The sequence below is a fragment of the Kolteria novifilia genome (assembly GCA_007748055.1).
In the GTDB taxonomy this organism is placed as follows: Bacteria; Planctomycetota; Planctomycetia; order Kolteriales; family Kolteriaceae; genus Kolteria; species Kolteria novifilia.
This window is the reverse complement of the sequence record CP036279.1, coordinates 7,353,889-7,380,710: the sequence shown is the minus strand read 5'-3', so window position 1 is coordinate 7,380,710 and position 26,822 is coordinate 7,353,889. Positions and strand designations below refer to the sequence as shown.

Below are 26,822 nucleotides of genomic sequence, written 5' to 3'. Positions count from 1 at the left end.
ACTGTAGCCAGCGGGGTGGTTCCGCCTGACGATTGCCGGCGGGCTGTCAACGGGCAGCCACCATCTCGTGAGGATCACCATCGATCCGAATGAGAATAGGCTCGGTCCTGGTTCGCCAGGGCCGAGCCTTCGCATTTTCTTGACGTGACTCTTCGTGAGACGAGTGTCTCGCACCTCTCCAAGAAGGTTCCGGCCTGGTGTTCCCCCGGAAACCGTCCCCTCAAAACAAACGCGTCTTGCGCCATCTGCCATGGGTGGGATGCCCACGCTCGCGTGGGTATGCAGAAAGAGCTGACGCTCGCGTAGCAACGCGCGAATCCTCGTCACCGGGACATGACCGCACCGCCGGGCCACGTCCCCAGGTTTCCAAGGACTCGACTACTTCGAGGCCGAAACGTCGCCGCCGGGCGTGACTGAGATCACCTCGACGTCGCGAATCTTGCCGATGTCGCGATTGATGCCGCCGAGAAGCATCAACTTGCCGGGACCGGCCGGAACGAGTTGATGCGCCATCCGCGCGGTCGGCTGCCGCTTGACGAGCTCCCACTTGTCGCCCGCCTTGCTCAGTCGGAAGAGTTCGCCCGAACGAACCGAGAGGAACAAGTCGTCGCCCGAGACGGCGGCCGAGGAACTAAAGGCGTTGATCCCCTCGCCGGGAATCGCCGGGCCGGTCGTCCACTCGCCCGACTTGAGGTCGAGAATATTCGCGTCACTGGACAAGCCACGCTCGTCCTGGAGACCGCCAATGACGTAGAGCTTGCCATCTTTCGCGACCGCGGTGAGGGCGCGACGCTTGAAGGGCTGCTTGGCGATCTTCTTCCAGCCCTCGGTCTTGCCGGACAGATCGTACGCCAGGATATCGTCGACCCACTCGTGGTCGCCGTCACCCTTCATCGTCCAGCCGCCGGCGACGTAGATCTTGTCGCCAAGCACCGCGGCGCCGTGGGAGGAACGGGGCTCGGGCAACTCGGGCAGGTCTTCCCATTTGCCAGTCTTCGGATCAAAGCACGCGAAGTCGCTCACCGACCAGAGGTTCGAATCCTCGTCGGCCTTGTTGCGGGCCGACATACCACCGATGCGATAGAGCTTGCCGCTGGCGGCGACGAGTTGCGGACTCTGGAGCTTGCGAGCCGAGGCCAACTCTTCCCACTTCGCCTTGGGGTCGACCTTGAGTCGAAGCAGCTTGTCGGACTGGGTGTCGGAGGAGTAGTCGTGAACCTCGCCGCGATGACCGCCGAAGACATAGACCGCGCCGTCGGCGTAGTCGGCGCCGAAGCTGGTCACGCCGAAGGGCATCGGATCGTAGGGAGAGTCGATCTTGGCCGCCTTGGCGGTCGCCTTGCCCCCGTGACGGTGACCACCGGCGCCGGAGCGGGCACGCCGCGAGAAGGTCATCGTCGCGTACTCGTGGATCGAGTCGTACGCCTTGCCGTCGAAGGTTCCCTTCTTGTCGATGTTGCGACCGACGCGAATGCCGTAGTTACCCGGCTCGGTGACCTTGAGCGCGACCTTGCCTTCGGCGTCGGTCTTGAGCTCCTCCTCGAGATCCTTCGGGCCGTAGAGATGAACCTCGGCGTCGGCGTAGGGCTTGCCGTCGAGCATCACCGTCACCGCGGGGCCGGAGCGGGAGAACGAGGGGACGATGTCGAGGGCCTGCGACTTGGGTGCCTTGACGTCCTTCCAGGCTCGGGGCGATCCCATCATCGCTTTGCTGTAGTAGCGAAGCAGGAAGGGGCCTCCCTGACCCCGATCAAGCACTCCGTAGTCGAGGATGCCGAAGACCGCGACCGGCTTCTCGGCGGTGACGTCGGCGGCGAAGTCCCCCTTCTCCTTGTCGATGGGCATCGCGAGGGGCGACTCCTTGCCATCGGCGGTGACGAGGGTGTACTTCGTCTTGGCGATGCGGTCGGCGAGTTCCGCGTCCCAGTCGCCGTGATGCCCGAAGCCGGCGCGGACGTCGTAGCCGTCCTTGGCGCGATTGGCCTCGATCCAAACAAAGTGCGCCCGAGCCGTGCTCGCGATCGCGAGCAACGAAAGTGTCAGGGCAACGAACGTATACTTCACCTGCTTCATGGTAGATCCCTTCATGATCGCCACTAGTCAACAACATGATATGCTTCGACGGCTTGCCAACCGGCGCCGTTTCCCCATCTCGTCTCGCGAGAGTCGGGACTTTCGTGCGTCGGCCGGAGATTACATCTCGTTTCGTCCCCGCAGGGCCTTCGCCTCGGCCTCGGCCCGCTTGCGTTCGATTTCCTCCTGGCGTTTCATGGCCGCCTTGAACTCCTCACTCGAGGTGTCGCTGACAACCCGCGACTGATTTTGGGAAACGCTCTCTCCACAACCGAAACAAAGACTCAACCCGATGAGTCCCGCGAAAGTCCTTCGAAAGGTAGTAGACACGATCAAAGCTCCAGAAACTTGTTGGGGCGACAAGGCGAGGAAAGACGGTCGGGCACCAGCGTTGGCGGTAGTCCTGGGAGGAACAGTGCTGGTGCCCGACCGGGGGAATCATTCGAGACCGACCTGGACGATCTCGTTGCCGGCGACAGTGGAGAGACCTTGGTAGGTCTCGGGGTCAATGGAGTCGGTGAAACTCCGAACCGCTCCGTCTCCCATCGCGATGTTCACGAAACCGGGGTGCGGGCCGCGGAAGTTGGCCATCTGTTGAGCACCGGTCGTGGCATCAGGAGATCCCTGCCACTCGTAGGCACAGTCGTTGGGAGGATAGAAGTTCCCTCCCTTGTCAACCGTCGTGGCGACGATGCTACCCCAAACAGAAGTCTGGTCCTGCATGTAGGAAGAGCCGGACAACCCAAAAGCCCAAGCCTGGTAGGCGTAGTTGTCGTAGTGCACGGCGTTCCCACTCTCGGCGGCGGTCCGGGGCAAACAGATTCGGCTGGCCCCATAGGCGCCGGCGGGTGCGATGTAGGGGTTGGCGGCATCGCCCCCCACTCCGTCTCCAACCATGAAAGTCTTGCTCAGCCCGTCCGCGACATCGCTGAACTTGGTGGGTTCGTAGAACTTGAACATCCCGATCTTCGACGCGTCGAGATAGTCGGGGTTCAGTGACGGACTAGCTCCGCCCGAAAGGCGATAGTCAACCACACAGGGCAAGACATAGTCCATCGTGCCCCAACTGCTCGCATAGTTGAATCCCGTCGGGGCCCGGTCGCGGCCGGCGGCAGGGTTCACGAAGACCGCGATCTGCTTTCCAAGGGCCGTCGAGTTCGGACCATAGGCCCAACCGGAACTACCCGTCGAGGATCCCACGGAGAAGTTGAACAAGTCGTAGTTCTGCACGCCGTCGAGATAGGGAAGGATCTGCGAGTAGGCGGTGTAGCTGCCGTAGCGATTTCCGTAACCACCGTGGAAGATGGCGGGAAGAACGTTGTGAGTCGCGTTGTAGTTGTGAAGGGCTTGAGCGATCTGGCGGAGATTGCTGGAGGACTGCATTCGCTGGGCGGCGGCGCGGGCTTGCTGCACGGCGGGCAACAAGAGGCCGACCAAGACCCCGATGATGGCAATGACGACGAGAAGTTCCACAAGGGTGAAGGCGTTGCGCCAACGGCGAGTACGAAGCATCGCGAGCTCCTAACAGTGGGCCGATCACATCGAGTGGGCCGATGCGTCGACGAGACGAAGGATTGCGTTAGGGTGCTTGCTGGCGCTCCGTGGGAGTCGCGTGGCTGGCTGCCGTGAATGACAATTGAGTTTGCTGGCTTGAGTCCTTGGAAGCCTTTCGGCGACTCTCGCTGGCAGGCATCCAAGCCTGGTTGTCGGCCGGGCGGGATGGTGCCCGAACCGAAGCCTGAGATTGAGACGTCATCTCAACTGAGTTCCAAGCTAGGCAGGCGGCCATCGAGCTTCAACCCGCTTTGGCGGTTTTTCTTCAATTTTCTTTTCCCGAATCTTTCGGTTGCCCAACTGGACCCTCCGGGCTATCTTCATCCCTGTAGACATTGAGTCTCAATTTCGGAAGAAGCCAGTGACACACTCCAACCAGTTCCCCGAGAGCCATCCCGACAAGCCCGAAAGCGCCCCCGCCGCCCCTCTCGTGCGCTCCGAGGACCTCATGGCACGCGGCCGGGAACTCCTCATTCTCCACGGCAACGACGTCTACCGACTCCGCGTCACCAAACAGAACAAGCTCATCCTCACCAAGTGATTCGCCAAAGAATCCAACTCTTCATCTCCAAACCATCGCCGCCGGCGCGCGAATCCCTTATCTTCTTCCTTTGCGATCCGTAGTGCGCCCGACTCGCCAAGGCGGACGACTTGTCCGCCCATGCCTGTCGCGCCGACTGGAATGTGTGATGAACTACAAGTACGTGCTCTGGGACTTCGACGGCACCCTGGCCGACTCGTTGAACATGATGCTCACCATCTTCAACGACGCCGCCCATCGCCACGGGTTCGCCACCATCGAGGATCCCGAGAAGTTCCGCGACAAGACGATCCACCAGTTCATCAAGGCCTGCGGCATCCCCCTCTGGAAGGTTCCCAAGCTCCTCAGCGAGTCGATCGCCTCCGCCAAGGACCTCATGCCCGACGTCAACATGTTCCCCGGCATCCCCGAAACACTTTCGGCCCTGCGCCTCGCCGGCCGTTCCATGGGCATCGTCACCACCAACGCCGAGGCCAACGTGCGCATCTGCCTGCGCGCCCACGACGTTGAGAGCCACTTCGACCGGGTCATCGACCGGACCGGACTTCTCGGCAAGCCGCGCGCGCTCAAACGAGCCCTCAAGACGCTCGGGGCGCGCCCGGCCGAATCGGTCTATATCGGCGATGAAGTGCGGGATATCGAGGCGGGACGCAAGGTGGGCATCCATGTCGCCGCGGTGACGTGGGGGCTCAACTCGGCCGACGCGCTGCGTTCACGCGCCCCCGATCACCTGCTCGAACATCCCGAAGAGATGCTCGGCTGGCTCAACGCGTGAGCATGTCCCCGGGGGCGAGGCGTCTTCCGTGTGCCCACGCAAGCGTGGGCAACGAATAAACCAACAGGGCGTTAGTCCTTCGTCCCCTTCCCCAGCCACTTTTGCATGTCGGGCGAGTAAAGACGTTTAAAGTCGGGAGCGTCGATGTACTCCTTGCGAAGGAGGTAAGCTCCCGTCAACTCCTTGGGCGGCACGTCCTTGCCCTCGAGATGGTCGATCGCGGCATTGACTCCCTTTTTGCCGATCGACACCGGATCCTGGAGCATGAGTCCCCGGACGCCGCCGTTGCGAAGGGCGATGATCAGGTCGCCATTGAAATCGCTGCCGATGACGGTCACGGTGCCGAGCTTCTCGAGGTTCTGCAGCGAGTAGAGCGTACCCAACGTCGTGCCCAGCGTCGGGCAATACCAGCCCTTGATCTTGTCGCCGAATTTCTCGATCAACTTTTGGGCCGCGATCGTCGTCGTCTCGGTCGTCGCCCCGCCGTAGACGTCCGACGAGAGGATCTCGATGTCGGGGGCTCGCTCCTTGAGTTCGTGGAGGAACGCCTCGACCCGCGCCGAGGTGCTCGAGTCGACCTCGAGCTGCCGCAGGACGATCACGCCTCCCTTACCCTTGAGCGTCTGGGCCATCTCCTTGGCCGCGAGTTGACCGAGTTTCTCGTTGTCGGTCCCGACGTAGGAGACGATTTTGTCCGACGCCAAGGGAGAGTCGATCACCACGACGGGCGTGCCGCCTTCGATCACCTTCTCAATCGGTTCGACCATCTTCTCCCGGTCGGCCGGTGCGATGACGATGGCGTCGACCCCCATCTCGGCGAACCCTTCGAGGATCTTGCGCTGTTCGTCGGGCTTGCCTTCGATGAGTGGCCCCCGCCAGATGACCTCGACATCCTTGTGATCGGCCGCGGCCGCCAGGGCTCCCGTATGGATCGCCTGCCAGTAGTCGTGCATCGTCCCCTTGGGGATGACCGCGATCTTCATTCGGTCGGCGTGTGCGCTCGTCTTGGCGCTGGCCTCCTTCTCCTTGGCCACCTTCTCCGGAGAAGTCCCTTGGTTGCACCCGGCCACCACGAGGAGGATCAGGCTCCAGGCCATCAACCTGCACGTCTGCATCTATCTAGGTCCCACCATTGAAAGACGAAATCTGAAGGGCACCACGCCATCCGGGCCGAAAGACCACCCCCTTCGCATCGGTCCCGACGAGGGATTGCTCTCCGGCTCCCAGGCTCCAGAACGCCATCATACACGGCAAACTACATCGTGGGAGCGAGAGAAATGATCGTGTCCCCCGGCTTGGGCGCCGGCGGTTGATCCGCGACGACGATCGTCATCTGCCCGGTTGGCGAAAAGATGAACAGGGGGATCGCTTTCTGGCCGTGCGTCTGTTGGAACATCGCGTAATCGTAGCGATTGGAAAGCTTCGTCGTCTTGACGACAAAGCCCTGACTCAACCGCTGGGCGAGTCCGCGATTGCTCAGGCTCACGTCGAAGGCCGACCGCCCCCGAAAACGGGTATCGCGCGAGGGGCCTTCGCTCTCTTCCCCTTCCGAAGCAGTTGGGAGCTGGTAGATCTCCGAGCGCCCGAAGACCTCCTCGAAACGCAACGAGGCGAGCGAGTTGACATCATCACTCGGCGTCAACGCCAAGAGCCGACCGATGCCCGTCAATTCCAGCTTGTCGGCGACTCCCTCCTCGGTCACCTCGCCGAGATAGCAACGCAGTCCGTCGAGGCGCGCTCCATTGACGTAGTCGGAGTTGCGATCGATGAACATCACCGGTATGTTCTGGCGGACCAGCGCCTTGCCCAAGTCGCGGGAAAAGTGCTGGGCTCCGACGAAGAGCACGCCCTGAGCCGAGGTCTCGGCGATCTTCAAGACGCGAGCGAGGATCGGCGCCGTCAATCCGTAGAGCGCCACCGTGACGACAATCACCAGGAACGTCACCGGGATCATCTCGTCGGCGCCCTCGATTCCCTTGAAGATGAGCCGAATCGCGAAGATCGAACTGACGCTCGCCGCCACGATGCCACGTGGCGCCATCCACGCGAGAAAGAGTCGCTCGCGCCAGCTCAGGGTCGTTCGAATCGTCGACAACACCACCGAGAGCGGCCGGATCGCGAAGATCAGCACCGCGACGAACCCGAACGCCTCTCCCCAGTGCATCGACGCGATGTGTTGGCGCGTCAGTCCCGCCGAGAGCAGGATGAACAGCGTCGAGATCAGCAGTGTTCGAAGGTTTTCTTTGAACTCGATGATGTGATGGACCGTGATCCACTTTTGATTGGCCAGGATGACGCCCATGACCGTCACCGCCATGAGCCCCCCTTCATCCTGGAAGAGATCGGCGACATTCAGGACCGCCACGACGAGCATCAGCGAGACCGGATTGTGAAGTTCCTCCGGGATCAACTCGTGTTTCAGAACCCAAACCATGATCAACGCGCCGATCACCCCGATGACGACATCGCCGATGATCAGGTAAAAGACGTTCATCACGACGACAAGGGTCGCTTCCTCCAACGCGCCCGAGGAAACCACCTCGTAGACGATGACCGCGAGGATCGCCCCGATCGGGTCGATCAGGATCCCTTCCCATTTGAGGATCGGCGAGACCGGTCCACTCGGCCTGATGTAGCGCAGCATCGGCCCGAGGACCGTCGGTCCCGTCACCACCAGGATCGCTCCCATCAGGGCGGCGACGGTCGGATCGAAGTCGAGAATGAAGTAGGCCGCCAACGCCGACGTGACCCAGGTCACGAGCACGCCGACCGTTAGGAGTTGTAGCAGGACGCGACGTATGTCGGGTAGCTCGCTGAAGCGTAGGCTGAGTCCCCCTTCGAAGAGGATGATACCGACGGCGAGTGAGATGAAGGGAGCGAAGACGTCGCCGAAGAGACCTTTAGGATCGAGCAACCCGGTCGCCGGCCCCGCGATGAATCCGGCCACCAGAAGGAGAAGGATGGAGGGAAGCCGGATCGCCGACGCCAACCACTGGGCGCCGATGCCGAGAATGATCACCGCGCTAAGCTGAACGAGAGGGTCTTCCAATGCCGGTCCTCGAAGTCTACCGGCCCTTGGGCCGGGGCCTTCCCAGAAGCGGTGGCGACAACACCGATGGACGAAGCGAGCCGCCTCGATGAGAAGGGACATCGGGCGCGTCCCTCGGTGCCTCGAGCGGGACGAGATTCCCTCAACGACTCGAGCGCCGTTGGGTCTCATCTTGCGGTGTTCGAGCGAAAGCGGAAAGGGAAATTCCCGCTCCCCGACGAAGGATCGACACTCCCAGGACCATCAATCGCTCCGACCACCCCAATCGGACACCCAAACCGAGCTCCGGATTGCGCAAAAAACGCTCAGCTCACGCGAAGAATGCGGCCCCAACGATAAAAAGAGTTGCCTCTCTTGTTCCCCTTCCTTGACCAAGGGGAAACCTCTCATGTTTCCCCCCTTGTCCAAGGGGAGGTACGGGCCGGAGTCAAGGGTAACAGGTGTTCGGGGACATGGGTAACACGTCCGTCAGGCCCTTGGCGTTCCTAACTGGCTCCCTGGCTCGAGAAGGGGGGCAAACTCTTGGACAACTCAGTCAACGCCGCCGATCGACGGTCAGCTTACTGCTCTGTTCAACTCGAAGTTGGTGTCCGTACAACCCGAATCCATTGGGGCCGGCTCACGAGCAGCCAGTGACACCCTAGGTTTTCGATGGACCAGTGCACTACGGCTGGAGCAACGTGTCGGACTCGCCCCAATCGACCAAGTTCGCCCAGTCGCCGTAGATTGGATTGGGGAAGACGAACCACTCCTCGCCCCAACGCTCGTCGTTCTTGTCGACCAGCTCCAGACGCTTCTCGAGCGCCTTCGGGTCGCCTTCGAGGCCCTTGGCGGAGAACTCCGTCGAAAAGTCGTGCAAGTTGTCGCCAAGGATCGCCAAGATCTGGTACTGCTCGCGGACTTGGGCGCGACGAGCTTCCTTGTCCCGATCCTGGGTTCGCAGAAGGAGCCGTGCTTCCACCCCATCGATGTTGATGCCGAGCTTCCCGAGTGTTTCGATCGTCTCCTGCCGATGGGAGTCGGGACGATTGGAGATGAAGACAATCGTTACATCGAGCTCTTCGACTTCCTTAATGAAGTTCGCCGTACCTGGAATGAGGCGGACTTCGTGCTGATGGTCGCGAAGCCACTTCTCGAAGGTTTCGTCGTCGAAGGCCTGCTTCATCACGACGAGTCGGGCTTGGAACGCGGTGTTGTCGAGCACGGTTTCGTCAAGATCCATGACGACGGCGGGGGGCTTGGTGCCGGTGAGGCGCCCTTGGCTGAAGCGGAGCTTTCTGACGCCTTCGCGAACTTTGTCGATCGCGGCGTTGTAGGTCTGAAGACAGATCGCCCGGTACTCGGCGGAATGCCGCATCCACATTGTCGCGAAGAGCGTACGTTCCTGCGGGTTGTGACGAACCCACTTCGTCGGTACCGGCTTCTTTCGTTGGAGGGTCTTCTCAAGTAGCTGCTCGGCGGCCTCTTGCTCACTTGCCGGCGCCTTCCGCGTCGCGGCCGGCTGGGCCTCGACAACTGGTGGGCTCGCGGAATCACTATGACCAACCTCGACGAGAACGGCGGCAACGATCACTAACCCAACCGGAAAGAGCCAACGCCGAACGGCTCGGAACATCCGTAACTTTCCTTTCTGATGCTAATGCGTATCGCGTGAGAAAGCGGGACGCCGCGAGAGCGGTCCTCGATCGGGTACCGCTCGAAGCGGAGAGAGTCATTAACCTACCGGACCCCTCGAAGAGGACATCGTCGGCGCGGCATGAGCCGGACGGCCCCTGAAGCGAGACGCTCCGCGGATGAACGTGGCCGTTCTAACGCGGCAAGCCATCGAGCGCGATGTCGCCTACACGAGATGGAATGGTTCGGTTCTCCCTACTCTCTTGTCTAGGGATTGTGAACGCGCGACGACAGGGAGTCGGCAAAGAATGGACGGGAATCCATCGTTTCTTCTCATCCATTGATGTCATGAACGACATGACCGCGAACGTCGGTGAGTCGAAAGCGTCTCCCCTGAAACTTGAACGTCAAGCCTCCGGGTTGGCCCCCATTCAATGATACACCGCGGGCCGACTCCCATGCACGTCGACGCCATTCACCGATCGCACCCATCAAGGGCCATGAGGACTTTTCCCTCCCGTCGGCTAATATGCTAGCTCACCGACGGCACTCTTAGGAAATGACCGGTTCCGTGAAGATCCTCCTCTACGAACATCTCTGCGCGACCCTCCCCGCGGACGCCGCCGAGTCCTGCCTCGTCGACGAAGGGTGGGCGATGCTCTCCAGCCTCGCCGACGACTTGGCCGATCTACCCGACGTCGAAGTCCACACCCTTCTCGCCGGAGGCCGAACGCTCCCCTCGACCACCTCCCATCCGCTCACCGGTTCCCTGCTCGACACCCTGGCCAGGGAGGCGACCGGCGCCGACGGCGTGATCCTGATCGCCCCCGAGATGGACGGCGAACTGACGAATCTCGCCCGCGTCGTCGAGGCGACCTCCACCCCGCTGCTCTCTTGCTCCTCCACCGCCACGGAGCTCTTCAGCGACAAACTCCGGACTGCGGAACTCCTGGGTGAGCTAAGTATCCCAACCTTCCTGGCCAACGACCAAGTCGGCACCGGTCGCTACGTCGTTAAGCCACGCGACGGCGTCGGCACCCTCAACACCTTCCTCTGCGACGGACCCGACCTTTCCCGTCTCTTCGCCGAGGTCTTCCCCGATCAGCCCGACGACCAGCTCATCGTTCAACCCTTTTGGCCAGGACGAACCGCGAGCACCGCCCTGGTCGTCGACGCTCGCGGCGCGCCCGCCACCTTGATCGCCGGCGCCCAGCACATGAGCCAGCAACGCGAGGGGATGGCGCAACGGTTCTGCTACCGCGGCGGCTCCATGCCCCTGCCCCCCGAGTTCCAGGACCGCGCCCGCCAACTCGTCGCCCGCGCGTTCGACCTCTTCCCCCCGGTGCGAGGCTATCTCGGCGTCGACCTCATCCTCGGCCCCGACCGCGATGGCTCGCGCGATCGCATCGTCGAGATCAACCCGCGTCTCTCGACCGCCTATCTCGGCTACCGCAAGCTCTACCCCCAGGCCCTCACTCGACGCCTCCTCGGCCAATCGGTCCCGCTCCCCCCCATCTCCGCGATGCCCACGATCCACTACACCAGCACCGGCGTGATCGGCTGAGCGTCCGCTTCCGTTTCAGGCAATAGCCCTGACCCACGGCCGGAATCCTTCTCCCGCCACCACTCCAACCGCGCTCTCCAAGACGCGACCTCGGTCTTCTCCTTAGAATGGGCGCAGAGGCCACCGAACAACCCACGACCCCCAACGGACCGACGCCATGCCGATCTACCCCATTCTCCTTGCCGGCCAATGGAAGCAATCCTCCTCCGAGCATACATTCGAGGCGATCAACCCCAAGACCCGCCAACCGATCCCCGACGGCTACCCCGTCAGCCCGTGGCAGGAGGTCGACCAAGCCCTGGACGCCGCCGCCGACGCCGCCGAGCAACTCCGCAAACTCGCTCCCGAACGGATCGCCGCCTTCCTTGAGCGTTTCGCCGAACGCATCGAAGCGAAAGCCGAGCCGATCTGCGACCTGGCCAACCAGGAGACCGCGCTCCCGGTCGCGCCCCGGCTCATGGACGTCGAACTGCCACGCACCGCCAACCAGCTTCGTCTCGCCGCCGCCGCGTGCCGTGATGGGAGCTGGGCCCTGCCGACGATCGACACCAAAGCGAACATTCGCAGCATCCACGCCTCGATCGGCCCGGTCGCCGTCTTCGGCCCCAACAACTTTCCGCTCGCCTTCAACGGGGTCGCGGGAGGGGACTTCGCCGCCGCCATCGCCGCGGGCAACCCCGTCATCGCCAAGGCCAACTCCTCGCACCCGGGCACCACGAGGCTGCTCGCCGAGGAGGCCTTCGAAGCGCTGAAGGAGACCGACCTCCCGCTGGCCACGGTGCAGCTTCTCTACCGCCTCGACCACGCCGACGGCGCGAAACTCGTCGCCGACCCGCGCCTCGGCGCCACCGGCTACACCGGCTCGCGCAAGGCGGGCGTCATGCTGAAGACCGCCGCCGACGCCGTCGGCAAACCGATCTACCTCGAGATGAGTAGCGTCAACCCGGTCGTCATCCTCCCCGGCGCGATCAAAGATCACCCCCAAGAGATCGCCGAACAGTTCCTCACTTCGTGCCTGATGGGGACGGGGCAGTTCTGCACCAACCCGGGGCTGGTGCTCGTGATCGCCGGTCGCGAGACCGAGACCTTCCTCGTCGATCTGAAGGACCGCTTCTCGGCGGCGCCGGTCGGTACGCTTCTCGGCCCCGCCACCGAATCCTCGCTCATCGCCAGCATCGCCAAACTGAAGGAGACGGGAGCGACGCTCCTTTGCGGCGGCACCGTTGGCGTCGGCGAAGGGTGTTCGGTCGCCAACACGCTCTTGCAATCCAGCGCCCAGCTCTTCCTCGCCCATGCCGAGGCGTTTCAAACCGAGGCCTTCGGCAACGCCTCGCTGGTCGTCGTCGCCCAGGACATCGACGAGCTCGTCGCGGTCGCGCGGCATCTGGAGGGGAATCTCACCGGGACGATCTACAGTCACCCCGACGGAGCCGACGATGGTCTCTATGCCCAGATCGAGCCGGTGCTTCGCCAAAAGGTCGGTCGGCTCCTCAACGACAAGATGCCGACCGGCGTCGCGGTGAGCCCCGCGATGAACCACGGCGGCCCCTTCCCCGCGACTGGCCACCCCGGCTTCACCGCCGTCGGCATCCCCGCCTCGCTCCGGAGATTCTCGGCGCTCTACTGTTACGACAACATCCGCCCCGATCGCCTTCCCCCGATCCTCCAGGACAAGAACCCCTCCACCACCTGGCGCCTTCTCGACACCACTTGGTCCCAAGCAGACGTCGGTTAGGCTCGGCCTCGATTCATCACTCTCTACGTAGGGTGGGCCTGTGGCCCACCACAGATGGACGGGTGGCCCAGATTGATCGTCAATCTGGGTTCGCGAAGCGAACAAGAGACGCCACACTCAACAAACCCGTACGGTGGATCTCGACCCACCATCTTCCTGGAGCAAGTCGTGAGCGAATACCAATACGTGGCCTTCCGCGCGGTGGACGCCCCGCTCAATGATGAGCAACTGACGTTCGCGAACGAGCAGTCCTCGCATGCGGAAGTCTCCCGCTGGTCTCTTGTCGTCGAGTACAATTACAGCGAATTCCATGGTGACGTCGACGGCTTGCTGCGACAAGGTTTCGACGTCTTCCTCCAATACGCCAACTACGGCACCCGAAAGATCAAGCTTCGTCTGCCGCACGGCATGCCCTTCGCTAAACGGGTCTGGTCGACGTACATGGAGGGCCGGACACTCCAGTGGGAACCCGACGCCAAGGGTCACGGCGGAATCCTGACGCTCGATCCATTCCTCGAGGCGGGCGATTTCGACGACGTTTGGGAGTTGCAGGAGTATCTCGATGACGTCGTTCGCGTTCGCAATCGACTATTGCGTGGCGACTTGCGCGCCCTCTACTTGCTTTGGCTTGGTGCCGTCTGTGACGAGGATCATATTCCCGAGGAGACGATCGAGCCGCCCGTGCCCCACGGAATCGCCGAGATCGCGGACGATGGTGGGGAACTCCTATGGTTCTTCGGGGCCGATCCGTTGCTCCTCGTCGCGGCCGGGGAAGACGTTGGTCCCGCTCCGGCGGACGACGCTCAGGACCGTGCCTCGCGCTGGGTCAACGCCCTGGGGGAGCAACCGGCGAAGGATCTCCTCCTAAAACTCTTGACCGGCGACACCGCGAGCGTGAAAGCCGGCGTCCTCGCCGACATTCGCGATGCCCAGGACTCCGGCGGTTGGCCGACGAGCGACAAGCGGCGAAGTCTCGAACAGCTCCTGGAGCGAGCCGAAGAGCTGCGAGCCGAACAGCGTGCGAAGGAGGCGCGCAAGGCCCAAGAGAAGGCCAAACGCAAGGCGGCAAAGGCGGCGCGCCAGCGTGCCGAGCGCATGAAGGAGATGGTCGCGGAGCCCCAAAAGTGGATTCGGGAGGCGAAGCGGCTCGCCAAGGAGAGAGGAACCGACAACTACGAGGCGGCCGCCAACATCCTCGCCGATCTCCGCGACGCGGTCGGCGGCGACAAGGGTGTCTCGATGGCCCACCGCTGCGCCGTCGACTTGGCGAAGCAGTACCCGACCCTCAATCGTCTCAAATCCGCCCTGCGCAAACGCGGTTTGCTGGCTTAGGCTGAAAGGTCATAGGTCGGACCAAAGCGCCGTCAGGCAATGTCCTGACCTGCGGGGGCCGGATTGGGGTCTGTCTCATACGGCAAAATAGGGTTGTGGCCACCACGAATGCCAAGGGTTGGATGGATGGCCCCGATTGCACGACCATCGGGATTGGAGACGCGAACAAGAGACCCCCTCCTTCTCCCCCTTGGACAAAGGGGAGCAACAAGAGGGCAAGGCAAACCTGACAGGACTACTTGCCGCAGTAGTCGAAAATGCGGGAGATCTCGCCACGCATGTCGTGCCGGCTGACGATGCGGTCGACGAAGCCGTGCTCGAGCAGGAATTCGCTAGTCTGGAAACCCTTGGGTAACTCGATACGAACGGTCGCCCAGATCGTGCGAGGCCCCGCGAAACCGATGAGCGCTCGAGGCTCGGCGAGGCAAATATCGCCTAGCGACGCGAAACTGGCGGCGACGCCCCCCATCGTCGGATTGGTAAGCACGGAGATGTAGAGTCCACCGGCCCGGCTCAACCGCCCGAGGGCCGCCGACACCTTGGCCATTTGCATCAGCGAGAGGATACCCTCTTGCATGCGAGCTCCGCCGCCGCTGGCGCTGACGATCACGATCGGAAGACTCAGGTCGATGGCGCGTTCGATCGAACGGACGAGCATCTCGCCAACGACCGATCCCATGCTCCCCATGCTAAATGCGCTGTCGGTGACGCAGACGGCGAGGGGACGTCCTCGGATGAACCCTCGGCCGCAGACGATCGCATCGTTGAGGTCGGTCTTTTTCTGCTCGGCGCGAAGTCGATCCTTGTAGGCTTTGCGGTCGACGAACTCGAGCGGGTCTTTTGGACGGACATCCGTGAACCATTCCTCAAGACTTCCCTGATCCAAGAGCGAGTCGAGGCGTCGGCGGGCGCTGATATAGAAGTGATGTCCACACTGCGGGCAAACGTTCTGCGCTTGCTCGACATCCTTCGTGTAGAGCGTGGCTTTGCAGTCGGGGCAGGACATCCACAGCCCTTCCGGCACACCCCGCTTGGTGCGTCGTTGCCCCGTTCCCATGACCATGACCATTCCTCTGCTGGATGCCGTCATCGACCGCTCACGTGTCGATCGCTTCCCAGGTTTGTCCCTTGCCGTTTTCCATCAAATTCGACACGCCGTCCCGTTTCAAGTAGCAGCGTATCAGTTTGCGCAAGGGGTCGGGAGCGACCAACGCGACTGTGTTGCTTTGACTCTTCTTCAGAACAGGTTTTAGTGATTTCTCGACGCGGTCCATCACGTCGTTGACCATCTCGCCCCCCGGTGGACAGATGTCGCACGGGGACTGTGCCCACTGTTTGTAGACTTTGGGGTGCTTTCGACGAATCTCCTCGACCTGAAGCCCCTGCCAGAGGCCGAAGTCCTGATTCTTCAGGTCTTCCAGGACGCGAATTTTGTTGACGCCGAGCCGCTCGCCGAGATGCTTGGCGCTCTCCTTGGCGGAAACGCCCGCCGCACTGTAGATCGTGATGATCTCGAAACTGCCCAGTTCGTTGGCCGCTTCGGTCAGCTCGGCATGTCCGCGCACGTTCATCGGCAGGTCGAGATTGCCCACCACGCGGTGCTGTTCGTCGAAATCGGTCTGTCCCGATTTGACGAGGATGATGCGACCCATCACTCCATGGCCCCCGGGGAGGAGACGCCTTCGTTGACGAGTTGGGTAAGCTGCTGAAACTCCGCTGCCCGATCCTGCGCACGGTAAAAGGCGGATCCCACCACCATGTGGCGAGCGCCCGCGCGCACCGCGTCCGAAATCGTCGTTCGATTCACGCCGCCGTCAACCTCGATGATCAGTTCTGGTCGGGATCGTTCTCTGACCCATCGCATCCGTTCCAGCGCCCCTTGATCGAAGGATTGACCACCGAAGCCGGGCATGACACTCATGACCAGCGCCAAGTCGATCTGATCCAACCACGGTTCGAGCTGCTCGATAGGAGTTGGCGGATTGACCGCCAGGCCAGCGAGAGCACCGCCGTCGCGAATCGCACGAAGCAACTCCGTGGGATCGGGAACCGCCTCAAGATGAATCGTAATCACATCACACCCAGCCTCAAGGAAGCCGTCAAGGTATTTCCCTGGCTCCTTCATCATGAGGTGGGCTTCGAAAACGAGCTGGCTTTGCGGCCGGAGTGAACGAATGACCATTGGGCCATAGCTGAAATTCGGTACGAAGAACCCATCCATCACGTCCCAGTGGACGATCTCCGCGCCGCAACGCTCGGCGTCGTCGATCTCGCTCTTGAGGAACGAGAAATCGCAGTCGAGCAAGGACGGGCAGATCCTTGGAGACGTATTCCTAAGTCGCTCAAGGAGTTGGGAGCGATTAGGGTGCATGAGCCATCTCCCGTGTTGGAGGGTGAAGAAGGAGTGAACGGTCCGAACTCGCTCCGCCAGATCCTCGAGCGTGGAGGGTCGATGACGCTCCATCCGGCTGTATATTCGACCATTCTCGAGCCGTCGCCCCGCAAACGGCCCACGCCGGACCGATGCCTTTCGACGTCATTCTAGCAACCGGCCCAATCGGGGCATCGGGGAACTTTCGTCGAGGAATCCCCGCATCAACTGCTTGGGAGCGTTGCCGAAGGACAGTCCTCAAATGGGAGACTACGCTTCGTCGATCACTTCGAGAGCGGCGAAGGGCTTGCCTTCGACATACTCGAGAAAGGCGCCGCCACCGGTCGACACGTGGGTCATCTCGGACGCAAGCCCAAAGACTTCAACGGCTTCGGCACTCTCGCCGCCGCCGACGACCGTGACGCCCGCACATTTGGCCATCGCCTCGGCCACGCCTCGAGTTCCCTTCTGGAAGGGCTCGTCCTCGAACTTGCCCAGCGGACCATTCCAGAGAACCGTTGAGGCGCCGGCGATTTCCGATCCATAGCGTTCGATCGTCGCCGGCCCGATATCGACCCCGCACCATCCGTCGGGAATCTCGTCGGTGACGACCTGGGTCGCGGCGCTGGCCTCGGGACGTTCCGCGACGAGATGGTCGATGGGAAGGAGCAACTTGTCGCCGGCGAGCTCGATGAGCTTGTTCGCGAGGTCGAGCTTGTCGGCTTCGACGAGTGACGAGCCGACCGACTCCCCCTTGGCCTTGCGGAAGGTGTAAGTCATCGCGCCGCCGATGAGCAAGCGATCGACTTGCTTGAGAACCGCTTCGATGAATCCCATCTTGTCGGAGACCTTCGCACCGCCCATGACGCCGATCATCGGCCGTTTGGGGCTGCCGAGGAGTTCCTCAAGGACCTCCAACTCGCGAGCGACCAGGAATCCGACGACGCGCGAGCCTTCGGGGAACTGCTTGGGCACCGCGTACATCGAGGCGTCGGTCCGGTGACAGGTGCCGAAGGCGTCGTTGACGTAGATGTCGGCAAGGCCCGCGAGTTCCTTCGCGAAGGCTTCGTCCCCCTTCTTCTCGCCGGGGTGAAAGCGGAGGTTTTCGAGGACCAGGACCTCGCCGGGCTTGAGTTCGGACGCGAGGCGTTGGGACTCGGGCCCGATCACCTCGTCACTCTTGCGGACGGTCTTTCCGTCCAGCAGTTCGCCAAGCCGAGTCGCGACCGCGTCGAGCTTGAACTTCTTATCCGTTTCCGGATCGCCCTTAGGACGTCCAAGGTGGCTCATTAGGACGACGGAGGCTCCCCCGCCGAGCGCGAACTGAATCGTCGGAAGGGCCGAGCGGATTCGTCGATCGTTGGCGACCGACCCGTCGGCGCCGAGGGGGCAGTTGAAGTCGACGCGGATCAGCACTCGCTTGCCGGAGATCGTGACATCGCGCAGTGTCTTCTTAGCCAAGGGATGCTCCCATCTGTCATCGACTGAATTCGAACGGCGAAAGGCAGGCGAGGTGGAGAGTGCCGCGATCCGGTCGAAGGCGGACCGGCGTTCTCTCCAGAGGCCTTGCGAGAAAGTCGGGCGCCATCGCAGAGGATGGGCGCCCGCGGTTGGTTGGCTTCGTTGGTTGGAGCCGTCGCGAGCTTGCTTGCCCGAAGGGGCTCGGCATACCAACGAACCGAGTGACCGAGAAGGGAACTCGGCCTGCTTACTTCGTCTTCGCGAGCAGCGAGAGCACGTCGGCCGAACGGGAGGAGTAGCCCCATTCGTTGTCGTACCAGCCAATGACCTTGGCAAGGGTGCCATCGATGACGGTGGTGAAGCTACCGTCGAAGATGCACGAGTGGGAGTCGCCGACAATGTCGCTCAGGACGATCGGATCCTCGGTGTAGGCGAGGATGCCGCGCAGGGGCCCCTCGGCGGCGGCCTTCATCGCCGCGTTGATTTCCTCCGCGGTGGTCGGCTTGCCGAGGTTGACGGTAAGGTCGGTGACGCTACCGGTCGGGGTCGGAACGCGAAGCGACATGCCGGTCAACTTGCCCTTGAGTTCCGGGATGACCAGGCCGACGGCCTTGGCGGCGCCGGTGGAGGTGGGGATGATGTTCGTGGCCGCGGCGCGGGCGCGACGGGGATCCTTGTGCACCAAGTCAAGGATCCGCTGATCGTTGGTGTAGGAGTGAACGGTGGTCATCAGGCCGTTGACGATCCCGAAGGTGTCGTTGAGGACCTTGGCCATCGGCGCCAGGCAGTTGGTCGTGCAGGACGCGTTACTGACGAGCTTGGTGTCCGCGGTGATGTCGGACTCGTTGACACCCAGGACGACCGTCGCGTCGACGTCACCCTTGGCGGGGGCGCTGAGCATGACTTTCGGCGCACCGCCGGCGAGGTGCTTGCTCATCCCCTCGCGATCGGTGAAGACACCGGTCGACTCGAGGACGACATCGACACCGGCGTCGCCCCACGGAATGTTGGCGGGATCGCGTTCGCTGGTGATCTTGATCTTCTTGCCGTTGACGTCGAGATTGGTTCCATCGACGGAGACGGTGCCCGAGAAGCGGCCGTGCGTACTGTCGTACTTGAGCATCGTGGCCAACATGTCGGGGCTGGTCAGGTCGTTGATGAGGACAACGTCAAAGTCGCTGGGGCGAGCTGCCATCACTCGAAAGACAAGTCGACCGATCCGTCCGAAGCCATTGATACCGACGCGTATCGCCATGATTGAAAACTCCTGCCCGTGGTTGAGCTTGGCTCGCTCTTTTGGCGTGGTGGCCGTGGTCGGGCTCAACGACGACCGTCACCTTCTCTATTTTCAACGAGCTTTGTAGGCCTTCCCTAGGTGATGTCAACGGAGCCGTGGACACCTGCCGGCCTAGGTTCCCAGCGCATCATAGGCGGTTTGGCGGCTGCGGCGATCGAATCCGGGAACTCGTTCGCGAACCGATGGTCCGGAGGTGACGGATCCAGTGATTGGGGAATGGAGGCATCCATGGCCACGAGCCGGCCACCCACGATTAGTCGGCGAACAGCCAGGGCTTCGACGGCGCTTGAGTGCGGCGCAAGAGGCGCCCTAACCCGTTGATGCTGGAGGACAAGCGTTCGGTGATGCTCGTCGTGCCGAGAGGACCGGACGACTAAGGCCGAAGACCCATGATGATCTGCGCGAGCTGGTCGAGGGAAAACTGTTCTTGGACGGCTCCCGCCTTGAACGCGAGCTTGTTCATCCCATAGACCGCCGAGCTGGCCTGGTCCTGCCCGTAGGTCTTGCCCCCCTTGTCGAGAACGGCCTGGCAGCCTTCCACGCCGTCGTGCCCCATGCCCGTCATGATGATGCCAACGACGCGACGCGTTAGCAGTTCCGCGGCGCTGCGAAAGAGAACATCGACCGAGGGGCGATGACCGCTGACCGGGTCGGCGTCGAAGACGCGCAGAAGCGTCTTGCGGGCGAACGTTTTCATCTCCATGTGACGCCCGCCGGGCGCGATGTAGACCTTGTTCGGTTCGAGGGGATCGCCGTCCTCAGCCTCCTTGACCGTGAATGGGCACATCGAGTCGAGGCGTTGGGCGAATGGTCCCGTAAAGGCGGGGGGCATGTGCTGGACGATCGCGATCGGCGGAAAGGGTGGGCGGAGGGCGCCGAGGACATCGTGGAGCGCCGGTGGCCCGCCGGTGGAAATGCCAAGCGTGACGACCAGTTGTTGCGATGCTTGGACCGAACCCGAAGGTGCCGTTGGTCTTGTGGGCGCCGGCGTGCTCGCGACCCGGGCGCGACGGATCGGCTTGGTGCCGGAGACCGCCAAGATCTTGCCGACAAGTTCTTCACGAACCAGTTGGACATCTCGCGCCATGCGAATGGTCGGCTTGGGCATGAAGTCGATCGCACCGGCTTCAAGTGCCTGCAGGGTCGTCTTCGCTCCTTTCGAGGTTAACGAACTAAACATGATGATCGGGACTTGGTGGACGTCGAGCAGCGCGGGAATCGTTTCGACGCCATTCATGCGCGGCATGTCGACGTCGAGGGTCACGACATCCGGCCTGAGTTGTTTGGCCTTTTCGATGGCTTCCACACCGCTTTCGGCGATACCGCAGACATCGATTCTCGGGTCGGACTCGACCATTCCGCTGATGTACCGGCGCATCAGCGCGGAATCGTCGACGACGAGCACTCGGACTTTCAGTTTCGTTGGCGCGACGACCACAGTTGATCCTTCTGAGCGATGAGGAAACTCGATGCGACACCACGAGGGGGGGAAGTCGACGACGGGTGGGCGTCTCTCAAATGTCCGTCGTGGAAGTCACCCGCCGCTCGCCTTGTCCAATAGCCCGAGGATGCGGTCCTTTTCGAACGGTTTGACGATGAAGTCACGGGCTCCCAGTCGTATCGCTTCGACCAGGGTGTCCTTCTGGTCGAGCGCGCTGACCACGACCACCGAGGCCGTCGGCTCGATCTTGAGCATTTCGCCAAGCGCTTCGAGTCCGCCCATGTTGGGCATCACCAGATCAAGCGTGACGAGGTTGGGACGAAGCCGGTCGAAGAGTGCCACCGCTTCGCATCCATCCGAAGCTTCGCCGGCGACGGTCCACCCCGCTTCCTTGGCGACGTCCTTGATGACCATCCTCATAAAGAGGGCATCGTCCACGATGAGTAGATTCTTGCTCATCGTCCGCTACTCCTTCGAGTCCACTAGGGCCATGTCAACTAGGGGCGGGAGGGTGCCGGATGTTCGGTTTGCCCGCTTCTCTTGATCGTATGCACTACAGCGCTTGGGATTCTGTTCCGTGGATCTCGACAAGAACCCTTCCGTCATCGGCGAACAGGGACATCCGCCGGCCCCGCTCGCCTCCCACTTCCTCCGCCAGCAATGGAACGTTCGCTTGCTTGAGATGCTCGCGAACGGCCTCGGCGTTGAGCGTTCCGATCCGGCCGGAGGCGCTTGTCTTGAACATGCTGGCTCCTCCCGCGATCTTCGCTCGGACCAACCGGGGCTTGGCCCCAAGGGAGACCATCGCGGCCATCAGGGCGTCGACGGCGGTGTCCGCGAACTTCCCCGGGAGCGAATGGTCGCCGTTCGACTTGGGCAGGACGATGTGGGCAAGTCCCGCCACCTTGTTGATTCCGTCGTACAACGCCAAACCGATGCACGATCCCAAGATGGTCCTCAGCACTCGAGGAGCGCGGACGACGGCTAGCTCGCCGATCTTCACCGACTCGTAGTCGATCCTCGCCTTGGCTCCCGTGATGGCCATCGTCACTTACCTCTCGCTGTCTACTTGCCCAATGATGTGCCCAACTCCGCCAATGACGGGAGGTCGGGAATGAACATCAAATGGCAGTCGAGTTCCTCTTGATCGCGACGGAACTGGGTCCGAATCGCCAAGATCTGGTCGGAGAGCATTGCCTGTTCGAGAAAGAGCGACTGCAGGAGGCTCGTCGTGTAGTCTTGGACGAACTCCGGAGGAGAGGGGACGATCTTTCCCTCCCCTTCCTGCGGCGGCAAATGAGCGGTCAGCGAATTGAGATAGCTGCAGCCGACAATGTTCGTCGTTTCCTTGACCGCCGAAATCTCCAGCTCCTCCCAGGTGTCGGAGAACTCGATCGGTCGCTGCAACAGTACCTCCGCCAGTCGCCGGCCGGAGACGTCGTCGAAGGCGAGCACGAGGCTTCCTCCGAGTCGGCCCGAGAGCCCCATGACGCACGCCACGAGCATCTCGTGCTCTTCGCCCAGCAGCGTGACGATGTCCGACAGGGGAACCTGGTTGACCTCGTCGACGACGAGGCGGACGCCACCGCGCAGCCACTTCGACATTGACCGCGAAGCGTCCTCGGCTCCCTTCGTGAAGATGATGCGCAGCAGCCGAAGCTGCGCCTCGTCGAGTCGATAGTCACCAATCTTCACGGGAACAACTCCCTTTGGTCTTCTTTCTCGTCACGATTCAACCCCTCCTTCGCCCTTGGTGCCGCATCGATCACGCCGTCAGTCGGCTCGATGCTTGCACGAAACCTTCCATGATCGCACCGACATCGAGGATGAGGGAGACTCGACCGTCACCAAGAATGCTCGCCCCCGCGAGGCCACGAACATTGAAGAAGTTCTCCGCGAGCGACTTGACAACAATGTCCTGCTCGCCGATGAGGTGGTCGACGATCAACCCGATCCGCATCTCTCCACTTAAGAGAATGACGACGGTGAGATCTCGCTTCTCGTTGGCCGTGTCACGGTGCTCGCCATGGCATGCCGGGTGAGGGCCACCTCCCCCCCAGGAGAAAATGTCGTTGAAGGTCGCCAGCGGAATGACGCGACGGCGAACCGTGATCGTTTTGGACCCTTGGACCGTGTGAATGCTGTTCGCGGGGACGCTGACAATCTCCTCGACGACCTCCAGCGGCATGGCGAAGACGTCGCCGAAGACGCGCGTGAGCAGGCTCGGCATGATCGCGAGCGTAAGCGGAAGCCGAATCGTGAAGGTCGTTCCCAAACCGGAAAGCGTCTCGACATCGATCGTGCCGCTGAGCTCGTCGATGCGACTCTTGACGATGTCGGTCCCGACGCCGCGGCCGGAGATGTCGGTCACCTTCTCGGCGGTGCTCAGCCCAGGGTGGAAGATGTAGCCGAGCATCTGCTTGTCGCTGAGCTGGGCCAATTCGGCCTCGCTAGCCAGTCCGTGGGCGAGTACCTTCTCCCGAACCTTGTCGACATTGATGCCCCGCCCGTCGTCGGAGACGGTGATCAGGACGCTGTTGCCCCGATGCGACGCTTCCAGCCGGACCGTCCCACGGGGCGGTTTGCCCGCCGCGATTCGTTCCTCGGGCGTTTCGAGACCATGGTCGACCGCGTTTCGAATCAAGTGAATTAGCGGATCGCCGAGCTCGTCGATCATCCGCTTATCGAGTTCCGTCTTCTCGCCGGCGATCGCGAGCGCCACTTCCTTGCCCGCCCCACGAGCGACATCGCGGACGACGCGTTTGAAGCGAACGAAGAGAGGCTCGACCGGCACCATCCGCGTGTCCATCACACTCTTCTGAATGCCATCGGAGACGCGCGTCAGCTCATGGATGACAGTCTCCATCGAGTTGAACGTTTGCCGTGCGTCGTTGACCTTTGTCAGATCTTCCTCGATCACTCGGTAGTCGTCGAGCAGTCGAGAGACCTCGCTGATCATCGAGTCGAAAGAGGTTATCGGCTCGTCTTGGTCGCGATGTTCCGTGAGGACCTTGCCGAGACATTCCAGGCGTTCGGCGAAACCGCGCGACGCGAAGGAGGAAGCCTTTCGTTGGAAAGCCGGCTGCAAGCCGCTCGCGATCTGGACAAACCGCGCCTTGTTGATGACCAATTCTCCCGCGAGGTTCATCAGGTGGTCGAGTCGGTCGATCTCGACCCGGAGGGTCTCGGAGACCTTGCTCCCTTCTCTCCGGGGAGAGGGCGCCGATCCATTGGTCGTGGTCGCCGCCGCGCCGTTCCGGGTACCGTGATCGCGGGCGCCGGCCGCCGCTTGTCGAGGCGCTGGAGAAGCGACTTCTCGCGGTGGCGGGGGCGTCTTGGCGACGGGAGGACTCGCCTCGATCGGCTCCGACGGGGACGCGGAGAGGACAGGCTCCTCTTGGACACTGCCGGTGGTGATCGGCTCGGAGTGTTCCATTTCCTCTTCGAAGAGACTCGAAAGACTCCCCTCGTCATCGAATTCGAGTAGCTCGACCGACTCGACGCCATCCACCACCAGGGCTTCTCTCAAAGCTTTCTCGGAGGCTTCGGTGCACAGGTCGACGGTGAAGGTTTGGAGTTCGTCGGACTCGCTCAGCGATTCGAGTTTTGGAATCGTGTTGGTGATCGTTCCTTGGGCGGCGAGCTTGATCTGAATCAGCTCCGCCTTGAGATTGGCCAACGGCAGACCCGCTTCGAAATGGACATTCACCCTCGTCGTGGGGGCCTCGTCGCCGGATTCCGCCGACGCGACCTCCGTGTACTCGGATCCGGCGATGCCATCTTGAGGTTCGGTTTCCGACAAGAGCGTCGACTCGTCGGCGGGGGACAGAGCCGGCACGCTCTCCTCCGGCATCTCGGACGCCTCGACGAGTTCTTGCGACTCCCCAGGCGCCGAGTCCAGCGGTGAGTCAGCCGTCGCGTCGACGGTCGCTTCGGCTTCCGGGTCGGGTTGGGTTTTGGCCGCGAGGGCGCGCGATTTCATCTCGGCGATCTCGCGGGCGATCGCCGGCAAGTCGGTCGTCGACTCCGTTTCCGCACGCAACGCTTGATGGTAGTCGCGAAGAGCGTCGACCGCATGGAAGAGCAGGTTCATGCCCGCTTCGTCGATTGATCCCGTCCCGTCGCGCAAGTCGTCGAAGATGTCCTCGAGTTCGTGGGTGACAAGGCCAACATCCTCGAAGCCCATCGCGGTCGCCGATCCCTTGATGCGGTGAGCCATCCGAAAGACTTCGTTGATCGCCTCGCGATCGCCGGGAGAACGTTCGAGTTGGAGCAGGCCTTCGTTGAGGGCGTCGATTTCCTCGTCGGACTCGTCGAGGTAGAGGGAGAGGTAGCGGCTCATGTCGAAGCCGCCGTCTCCATCATTGGAAGTGGAGCTGGTACTGACCTTCGGGGGGACATGGGCGGCAGCGGCCTGGCTCTCCAACTGGTCGTCTTCCTCGCGCGACGCGGGGGAACGATCCGAGGCGAGCGCATCGTCGTCGGGTGCCACGGCCACCTCCTCCGGTTCGTTGCTCTCGGCCAGCTCGACTTCAGCGGGTCGCTCGTCGAGTTCACTTGTTGATTCCGCGTCGGTTCTGAGGGGCACTCGCTCTGCTTCACTCGTTCCAATGGGAACCGCTTCCGGTTCCAGCGCTTCATGAACCGCCTTCTCCAACCACTGGATGAACTGGCGATCCTCGTCGGAGAGTTCGTCGGTCTCATCGGTGAGTTGATCACTCTCGTTGATTCTCACCTTGCCGAGCATGTCTTCCAGCCGGTCGAGTCCTCGAAAGAGGATCTCGAGCAAGGGTTGCGACAGATCGAGTCTTGCGGAGCGGATTGCATCGAGGACGTTCTCGAACGCGTGGGTGAACGAACTGACGTTGACCAGTCCCAGCATCGAGGAGGTTCCCTTGATGCTGTGGGCGGCCCGGAAGACTTCGCCGAAGATCTCGATGTTCGGTTCGAGCGGGATCGACGGTAGCCCCGTTCCGAGAGCTTCCTCGAACTCCAGAAAGCGATCGTTGAGGATGCCGACGAGATGCGTCGACTCGTCAAGAAAGTCGGAGACGAGATCTCCGAACAGTTCGCTATCGAAGTCCTGATTGGACGGCATGACGGAATTGCTTTCCGATGGAGAAACCCACCAGGGACCTTCGTCGACTCGACAGCGGCCTCACCGGCAGCAGGCTACGTCGTGGGTTTCCGATACAGCCACGTCTTTTCCTTCTCGAGGGCGTCCAACATCCGAAAGATCCCTTCGGATGGGCCCACCACAAGGTATCCGCCCGGGGCCAGGGCGCGAAGCAAGTGATCGACGACGCGCTGTTTCGACTCCGTGTCGAAATAGATCAGAACATTCTTGATGAAAATGCAGTCGAAGGGACCTCCCGTCGGCGCGTTGAGCAGGTTGTGATGTCGGAAGGTCACGTAGTTTTTGACGTTCGGCTTGATGTGCCAAAGATTGTTGGCCGCATCGTGCTTGAAGTAGAGCCGACGATGCGTCTCGTCGATCAGATGAACCGCCCGATCGCTGTAGATCCCTTCTCGCCCCTTCGCGAGCGCCGCCTCGCTAAGGTCGGTCGCGGTGATGCCGATCGTCCAACCCGACCACGAACCGGGATGCCGAGCCAGGCAAAGAGCCATCGAGTAGGGTTCTTCTCCCGTGCTTGAGGCGGCGGACCAGATCTTCAGTCGCTTAGGACGTTTTCCCTCACGCGCGGCTCGCGAGATACCCACGAGAAACTCCTCGAGGAACCAGTCGTATTGGTGCTGGTCGCGAAGAAAAAAAGTCTCGTTGGTCGTGATCTCGTTGAGAAAATCGGTCATCTCCTGCCGCCCCTTGACGGAGGTCAGCAGTTTGTAGTAGTCGGAGAAGTCTTCGCAGCCGGTCGCCCGAACGCGTCGTCGCAGTCGATTGCTGACGAGTGTACGCTTGTGGTTGCCGACTCGGATGCCCGAGACGTCGTAGATGTAGGTCTGAAACCGTGTAAATTCGGCTTCGGATAGATCGACCACGCTCACGGTGCAAAC

At 62.0% G+C, this 26,822-nt stretch carries 22 protein-coding genes; 5 read left to right on the top strand and 17 right to left on the bottom strand.

What is annotated here, in order from left to right:
- Nucleotides 1–378: 378 nt before the first annotated feature.
- The 3 genes from Pan216_RS27070 to Pan216_RS27060 all read right to left on the bottom strand — a co-directional run bounded on the left by Pan216_RS27070 (nt 379) and on the right by Pan216_RS27060 (nt 3,585).
- Nucleotides 379–2,073 carry a Kelch repeat-containing protein gene (locus Pan216_RS27070; protein WP_419193057.1) on the bottom strand — a complete coding sequence of 565 codons (1,695 nt, stop codon included), beginning with the start codon at nt 2,071–2,073 and terminating at the stop codon, nt 379–381.
- A gap of 120 nt (nt 2,074–2,193) precedes the next feature.
- Nucleotides 2,194–2,403 carry a hypothetical protein gene (locus Pan216_RS27065; protein WP_145263190.1) on the bottom strand — a complete coding sequence of 70 codons (210 nt, stop codon included), beginning with the start codon at nt 2,401–2,403 and terminating at the stop codon, nt 2,194–2,196.
- A 108-nt stretch (nt 2,404–2,511) separates the two neighbouring features.
- Complete coding sequence (locus Pan216_RS27060) at nt 2,512–3,585, bottom strand: DUF1559 family PulG-like putative transporter (protein WP_145264481.1); 1,074 nt, start codon at nt 3,583–3,585, stop codon at nt 2,512–2,514.
- Nucleotides 3,586–3,988: 403 nt separating this feature from the next.
- On the opposite strand from Pan216_RS27060, the gene hemP reads away from it, so the two are divergent.
- On the top strand, nt 3,989–4,168 hold the full coding sequence (gene hemP / locus Pan216_RS28645) for a hemin uptake protein HemP (protein WP_419193056.1): 180 nt from the start codon (nt 3,989–3,991) through the stop codon (nt 4,166–4,168).
- Nucleotides 4,169–4,316: 148 nt separating this feature from the next.
- Nucleotides 4,317–4,943 carry an HAD hydrolase-like protein gene (locus tag Pan216_RS27050; protein WP_145263188.1) on the top strand — a complete coding sequence of 209 codons (627 nt, stop codon included), beginning with the start codon at nt 4,317–4,319 and terminating at the stop codon, nt 4,941–4,943.
- A 71-nt stretch (nt 4,944–5,014) separates the two neighbouring features.
- Here the strand turns inward: Pan216_RS27050 and Pan216_RS27045 are convergent, their stop codons facing one another.
- The 3 genes from Pan216_RS27045 to Pan216_RS27035 form a co-directional block, all read right to left on the bottom strand.
- Nucleotides 5,015–6,058, bottom strand: a complete 1,044-nt coding sequence (locus Pan216_RS27045) for a substrate-binding domain-containing protein (RefSeq protein ID WP_145263186.1) — start codon at nt 6,056–6,058, stop codon at nt 5,015–5,017.
- Between the two features lie 140 nt (nt 6,059–6,198).
- Nucleotides 6,199–7,992 carry a cation:proton antiporter gene (locus tag Pan216_RS27040; RefSeq protein WP_419193055.1) on the bottom strand — a complete coding sequence of 598 codons (1,794 nt, stop codon included), beginning with the start codon at nt 7,990–7,992 and terminating at the stop codon, nt 6,199–6,201.
- A 664-nt stretch (nt 7,993–8,656) separates the two neighbouring features.
- A complete protein-coding gene (locus Pan216_RS27035) occupies nt 8,657–9,607 on the bottom strand; it encodes a 5'-nucleotidase, lipoprotein e(P4) family (RefSeq protein WP_145263181.1) in 951 nt (316 codons plus the stop codon).
- Nucleotides 9,608–10,177: 570 nt separating this feature from the next.
- Here Pan216_RS27035 and Pan216_RS27030 point away from each other — a divergent pair.
- The 3 genes from Pan216_RS27030 to Pan216_RS27020 all read left to right on the top strand — a co-directional run bounded on the left by Pan216_RS27030 (nt 10,178) and on the right by Pan216_RS27020 (nt 14,237).
- Nucleotides 10,178–11,170 (top strand): ATP-grasp domain-containing protein, encoded by a 993-nt coding sequence (locus tag Pan216_RS27030; RefSeq protein ID WP_419193054.1) that lies wholly within the window; start codon nt 10,178–10,180, stop codon nt 11,168–11,170.
- Between the two features lie 157 nt (nt 11,171–11,327).
- Complete coding sequence (locus Pan216_RS27025) at nt 11,328–12,905, top strand: aldehyde dehydrogenase (NADP(+)) (RefSeq protein WP_145263177.1); 1,578 nt, start codon at nt 11,328–11,330, stop codon at nt 12,903–12,905.
- A 168-nt stretch (nt 12,906–13,073) separates the two neighbouring features.
- Nucleotides 13,074–14,237 carry a hypothetical protein gene (locus tag Pan216_RS27020; RefSeq protein WP_145263175.1) on the top strand — a complete coding sequence of 388 codons (1,164 nt, stop codon included), beginning with the start codon at nt 13,074–13,076 and terminating at the stop codon, nt 14,235–14,237.
- Between the two features lie 235 nt (nt 14,238–14,472).
- Here the strand turns inward: Pan216_RS27020 and accD are convergent, their stop codons facing one another.
- The 11 genes from accD to Pan216_RS26965 all read right to left on the bottom strand — a co-directional run bounded on the left by accD (nt 14,473) and on the right by Pan216_RS26965 (nt 26,813).
- Nucleotides 14,473–15,300 carry an acetyl-CoA carboxylase, carboxyltransferase subunit beta gene (gene accD, locus Pan216_RS27015; protein ID WP_419193053.1) on the bottom strand — a complete coding sequence of 276 codons (828 nt, stop codon included), beginning with the start codon at nt 15,298–15,300 and terminating at the stop codon, nt 14,473–14,475.
- Between the two features lie 34 nt (nt 15,301–15,334).
- Entirely contained in the window at nt 15,335–15,889 is a 555-nt protein-coding gene (locus Pan216_RS27010; RefSeq protein WP_145263171.1) for a histidine phosphatase family protein, read from the bottom strand.
- Nucleotides 15,889–16,608 carry a ribulose-phosphate 3-epimerase gene (gene rpe, locus Pan216_RS27005; RefSeq protein WP_145263169.1) on the bottom strand — a complete coding sequence of 240 codons (720 nt, stop codon included), beginning with the start codon at nt 16,606–16,608 and terminating at the stop codon, nt 15,889–15,891. Before rpe ends, Pan216_RS27010 begins: the two co-directional genes overlap by 1 nt.
- 270 nt (nt 16,609–16,878) lie before the next feature.
- Nucleotides 16,879–18,069 (bottom strand): phosphoglycerate kinase, encoded by a 1,191-nt coding sequence (locus Pan216_RS27000; RefSeq protein WP_145263167.1) that lies wholly within the window; start codon nt 18,067–18,069, stop codon nt 16,879–16,881.
- A gap of 247 nt (nt 18,070–18,316) precedes the next feature.
- Nucleotides 18,317–19,324, bottom strand: coding sequence for a type I glyceraldehyde-3-phosphate dehydrogenase (gene gap / locus Pan216_RS26995; protein WP_145263165.1), 1,008 nt, complete (start codon nt 19,322–19,324; stop codon nt 18,317–18,319).
- A 415-nt stretch (nt 19,325–19,739) separates the two neighbouring features.
- On the bottom strand, nt 19,740–20,804 hold the full coding sequence (locus tag Pan216_RS26990; RefSeq protein WP_419193052.1) for a protein-glutamate methylesterase/protein-glutamine glutaminase: 1,065 nt from the start codon (nt 20,802–20,804) through the stop codon (nt 19,740–19,742).
- A 96-nt stretch (nt 20,805–20,900) separates the two neighbouring features.
- Nucleotides 20,901–21,266 carry a response regulator gene (locus Pan216_RS26985; protein ID WP_145263163.1) on the bottom strand — a complete coding sequence of 122 codons (366 nt, stop codon included), beginning with the start codon at nt 21,264–21,266 and terminating at the stop codon, nt 20,901–20,903.
- 94 nt (nt 21,267–21,360) lie between these two features.
- A complete protein-coding gene (locus Pan216_RS26980; protein ID WP_145264470.1) occupies nt 21,361–21,852 on the bottom strand; it encodes a chemotaxis protein CheD in 492 nt (163 codons plus the stop codon).
- Nucleotides 21,853–21,872: 20 nt separating this feature from the next.
- Nucleotides 21,873–22,502 carry a chemotaxis protein CheC gene (locus tag Pan216_RS26975; protein ID WP_145263161.1) on the bottom strand — a complete coding sequence of 210 codons (630 nt, stop codon included), beginning with the start codon at nt 22,500–22,502 and terminating at the stop codon, nt 21,873–21,875.
- Nucleotides 22,503–22,572: 70 nt separating this feature from the next.
- The gene (locus Pan216_RS26970) at nt 22,573–25,905 is read right to left on the bottom strand and encodes a chemotaxis protein CheA (protein WP_145263159.1); all 3,333 of its coding nucleotides are present in this window, start codon (nt 25,903–25,905) and stop codon (nt 22,573–22,575) included.
- Between the two features lie 74 nt (nt 25,906–25,979).
- Complete coding sequence (locus Pan216_RS26965) at nt 25,980–26,813, bottom strand: CheR family methyltransferase (RefSeq protein WP_145263157.1); 834 nt, start codon at nt 26,811–26,813, stop codon at nt 25,980–25,982.
- Nucleotides 26,814–26,822: the final 9 nt, after the last annotated feature.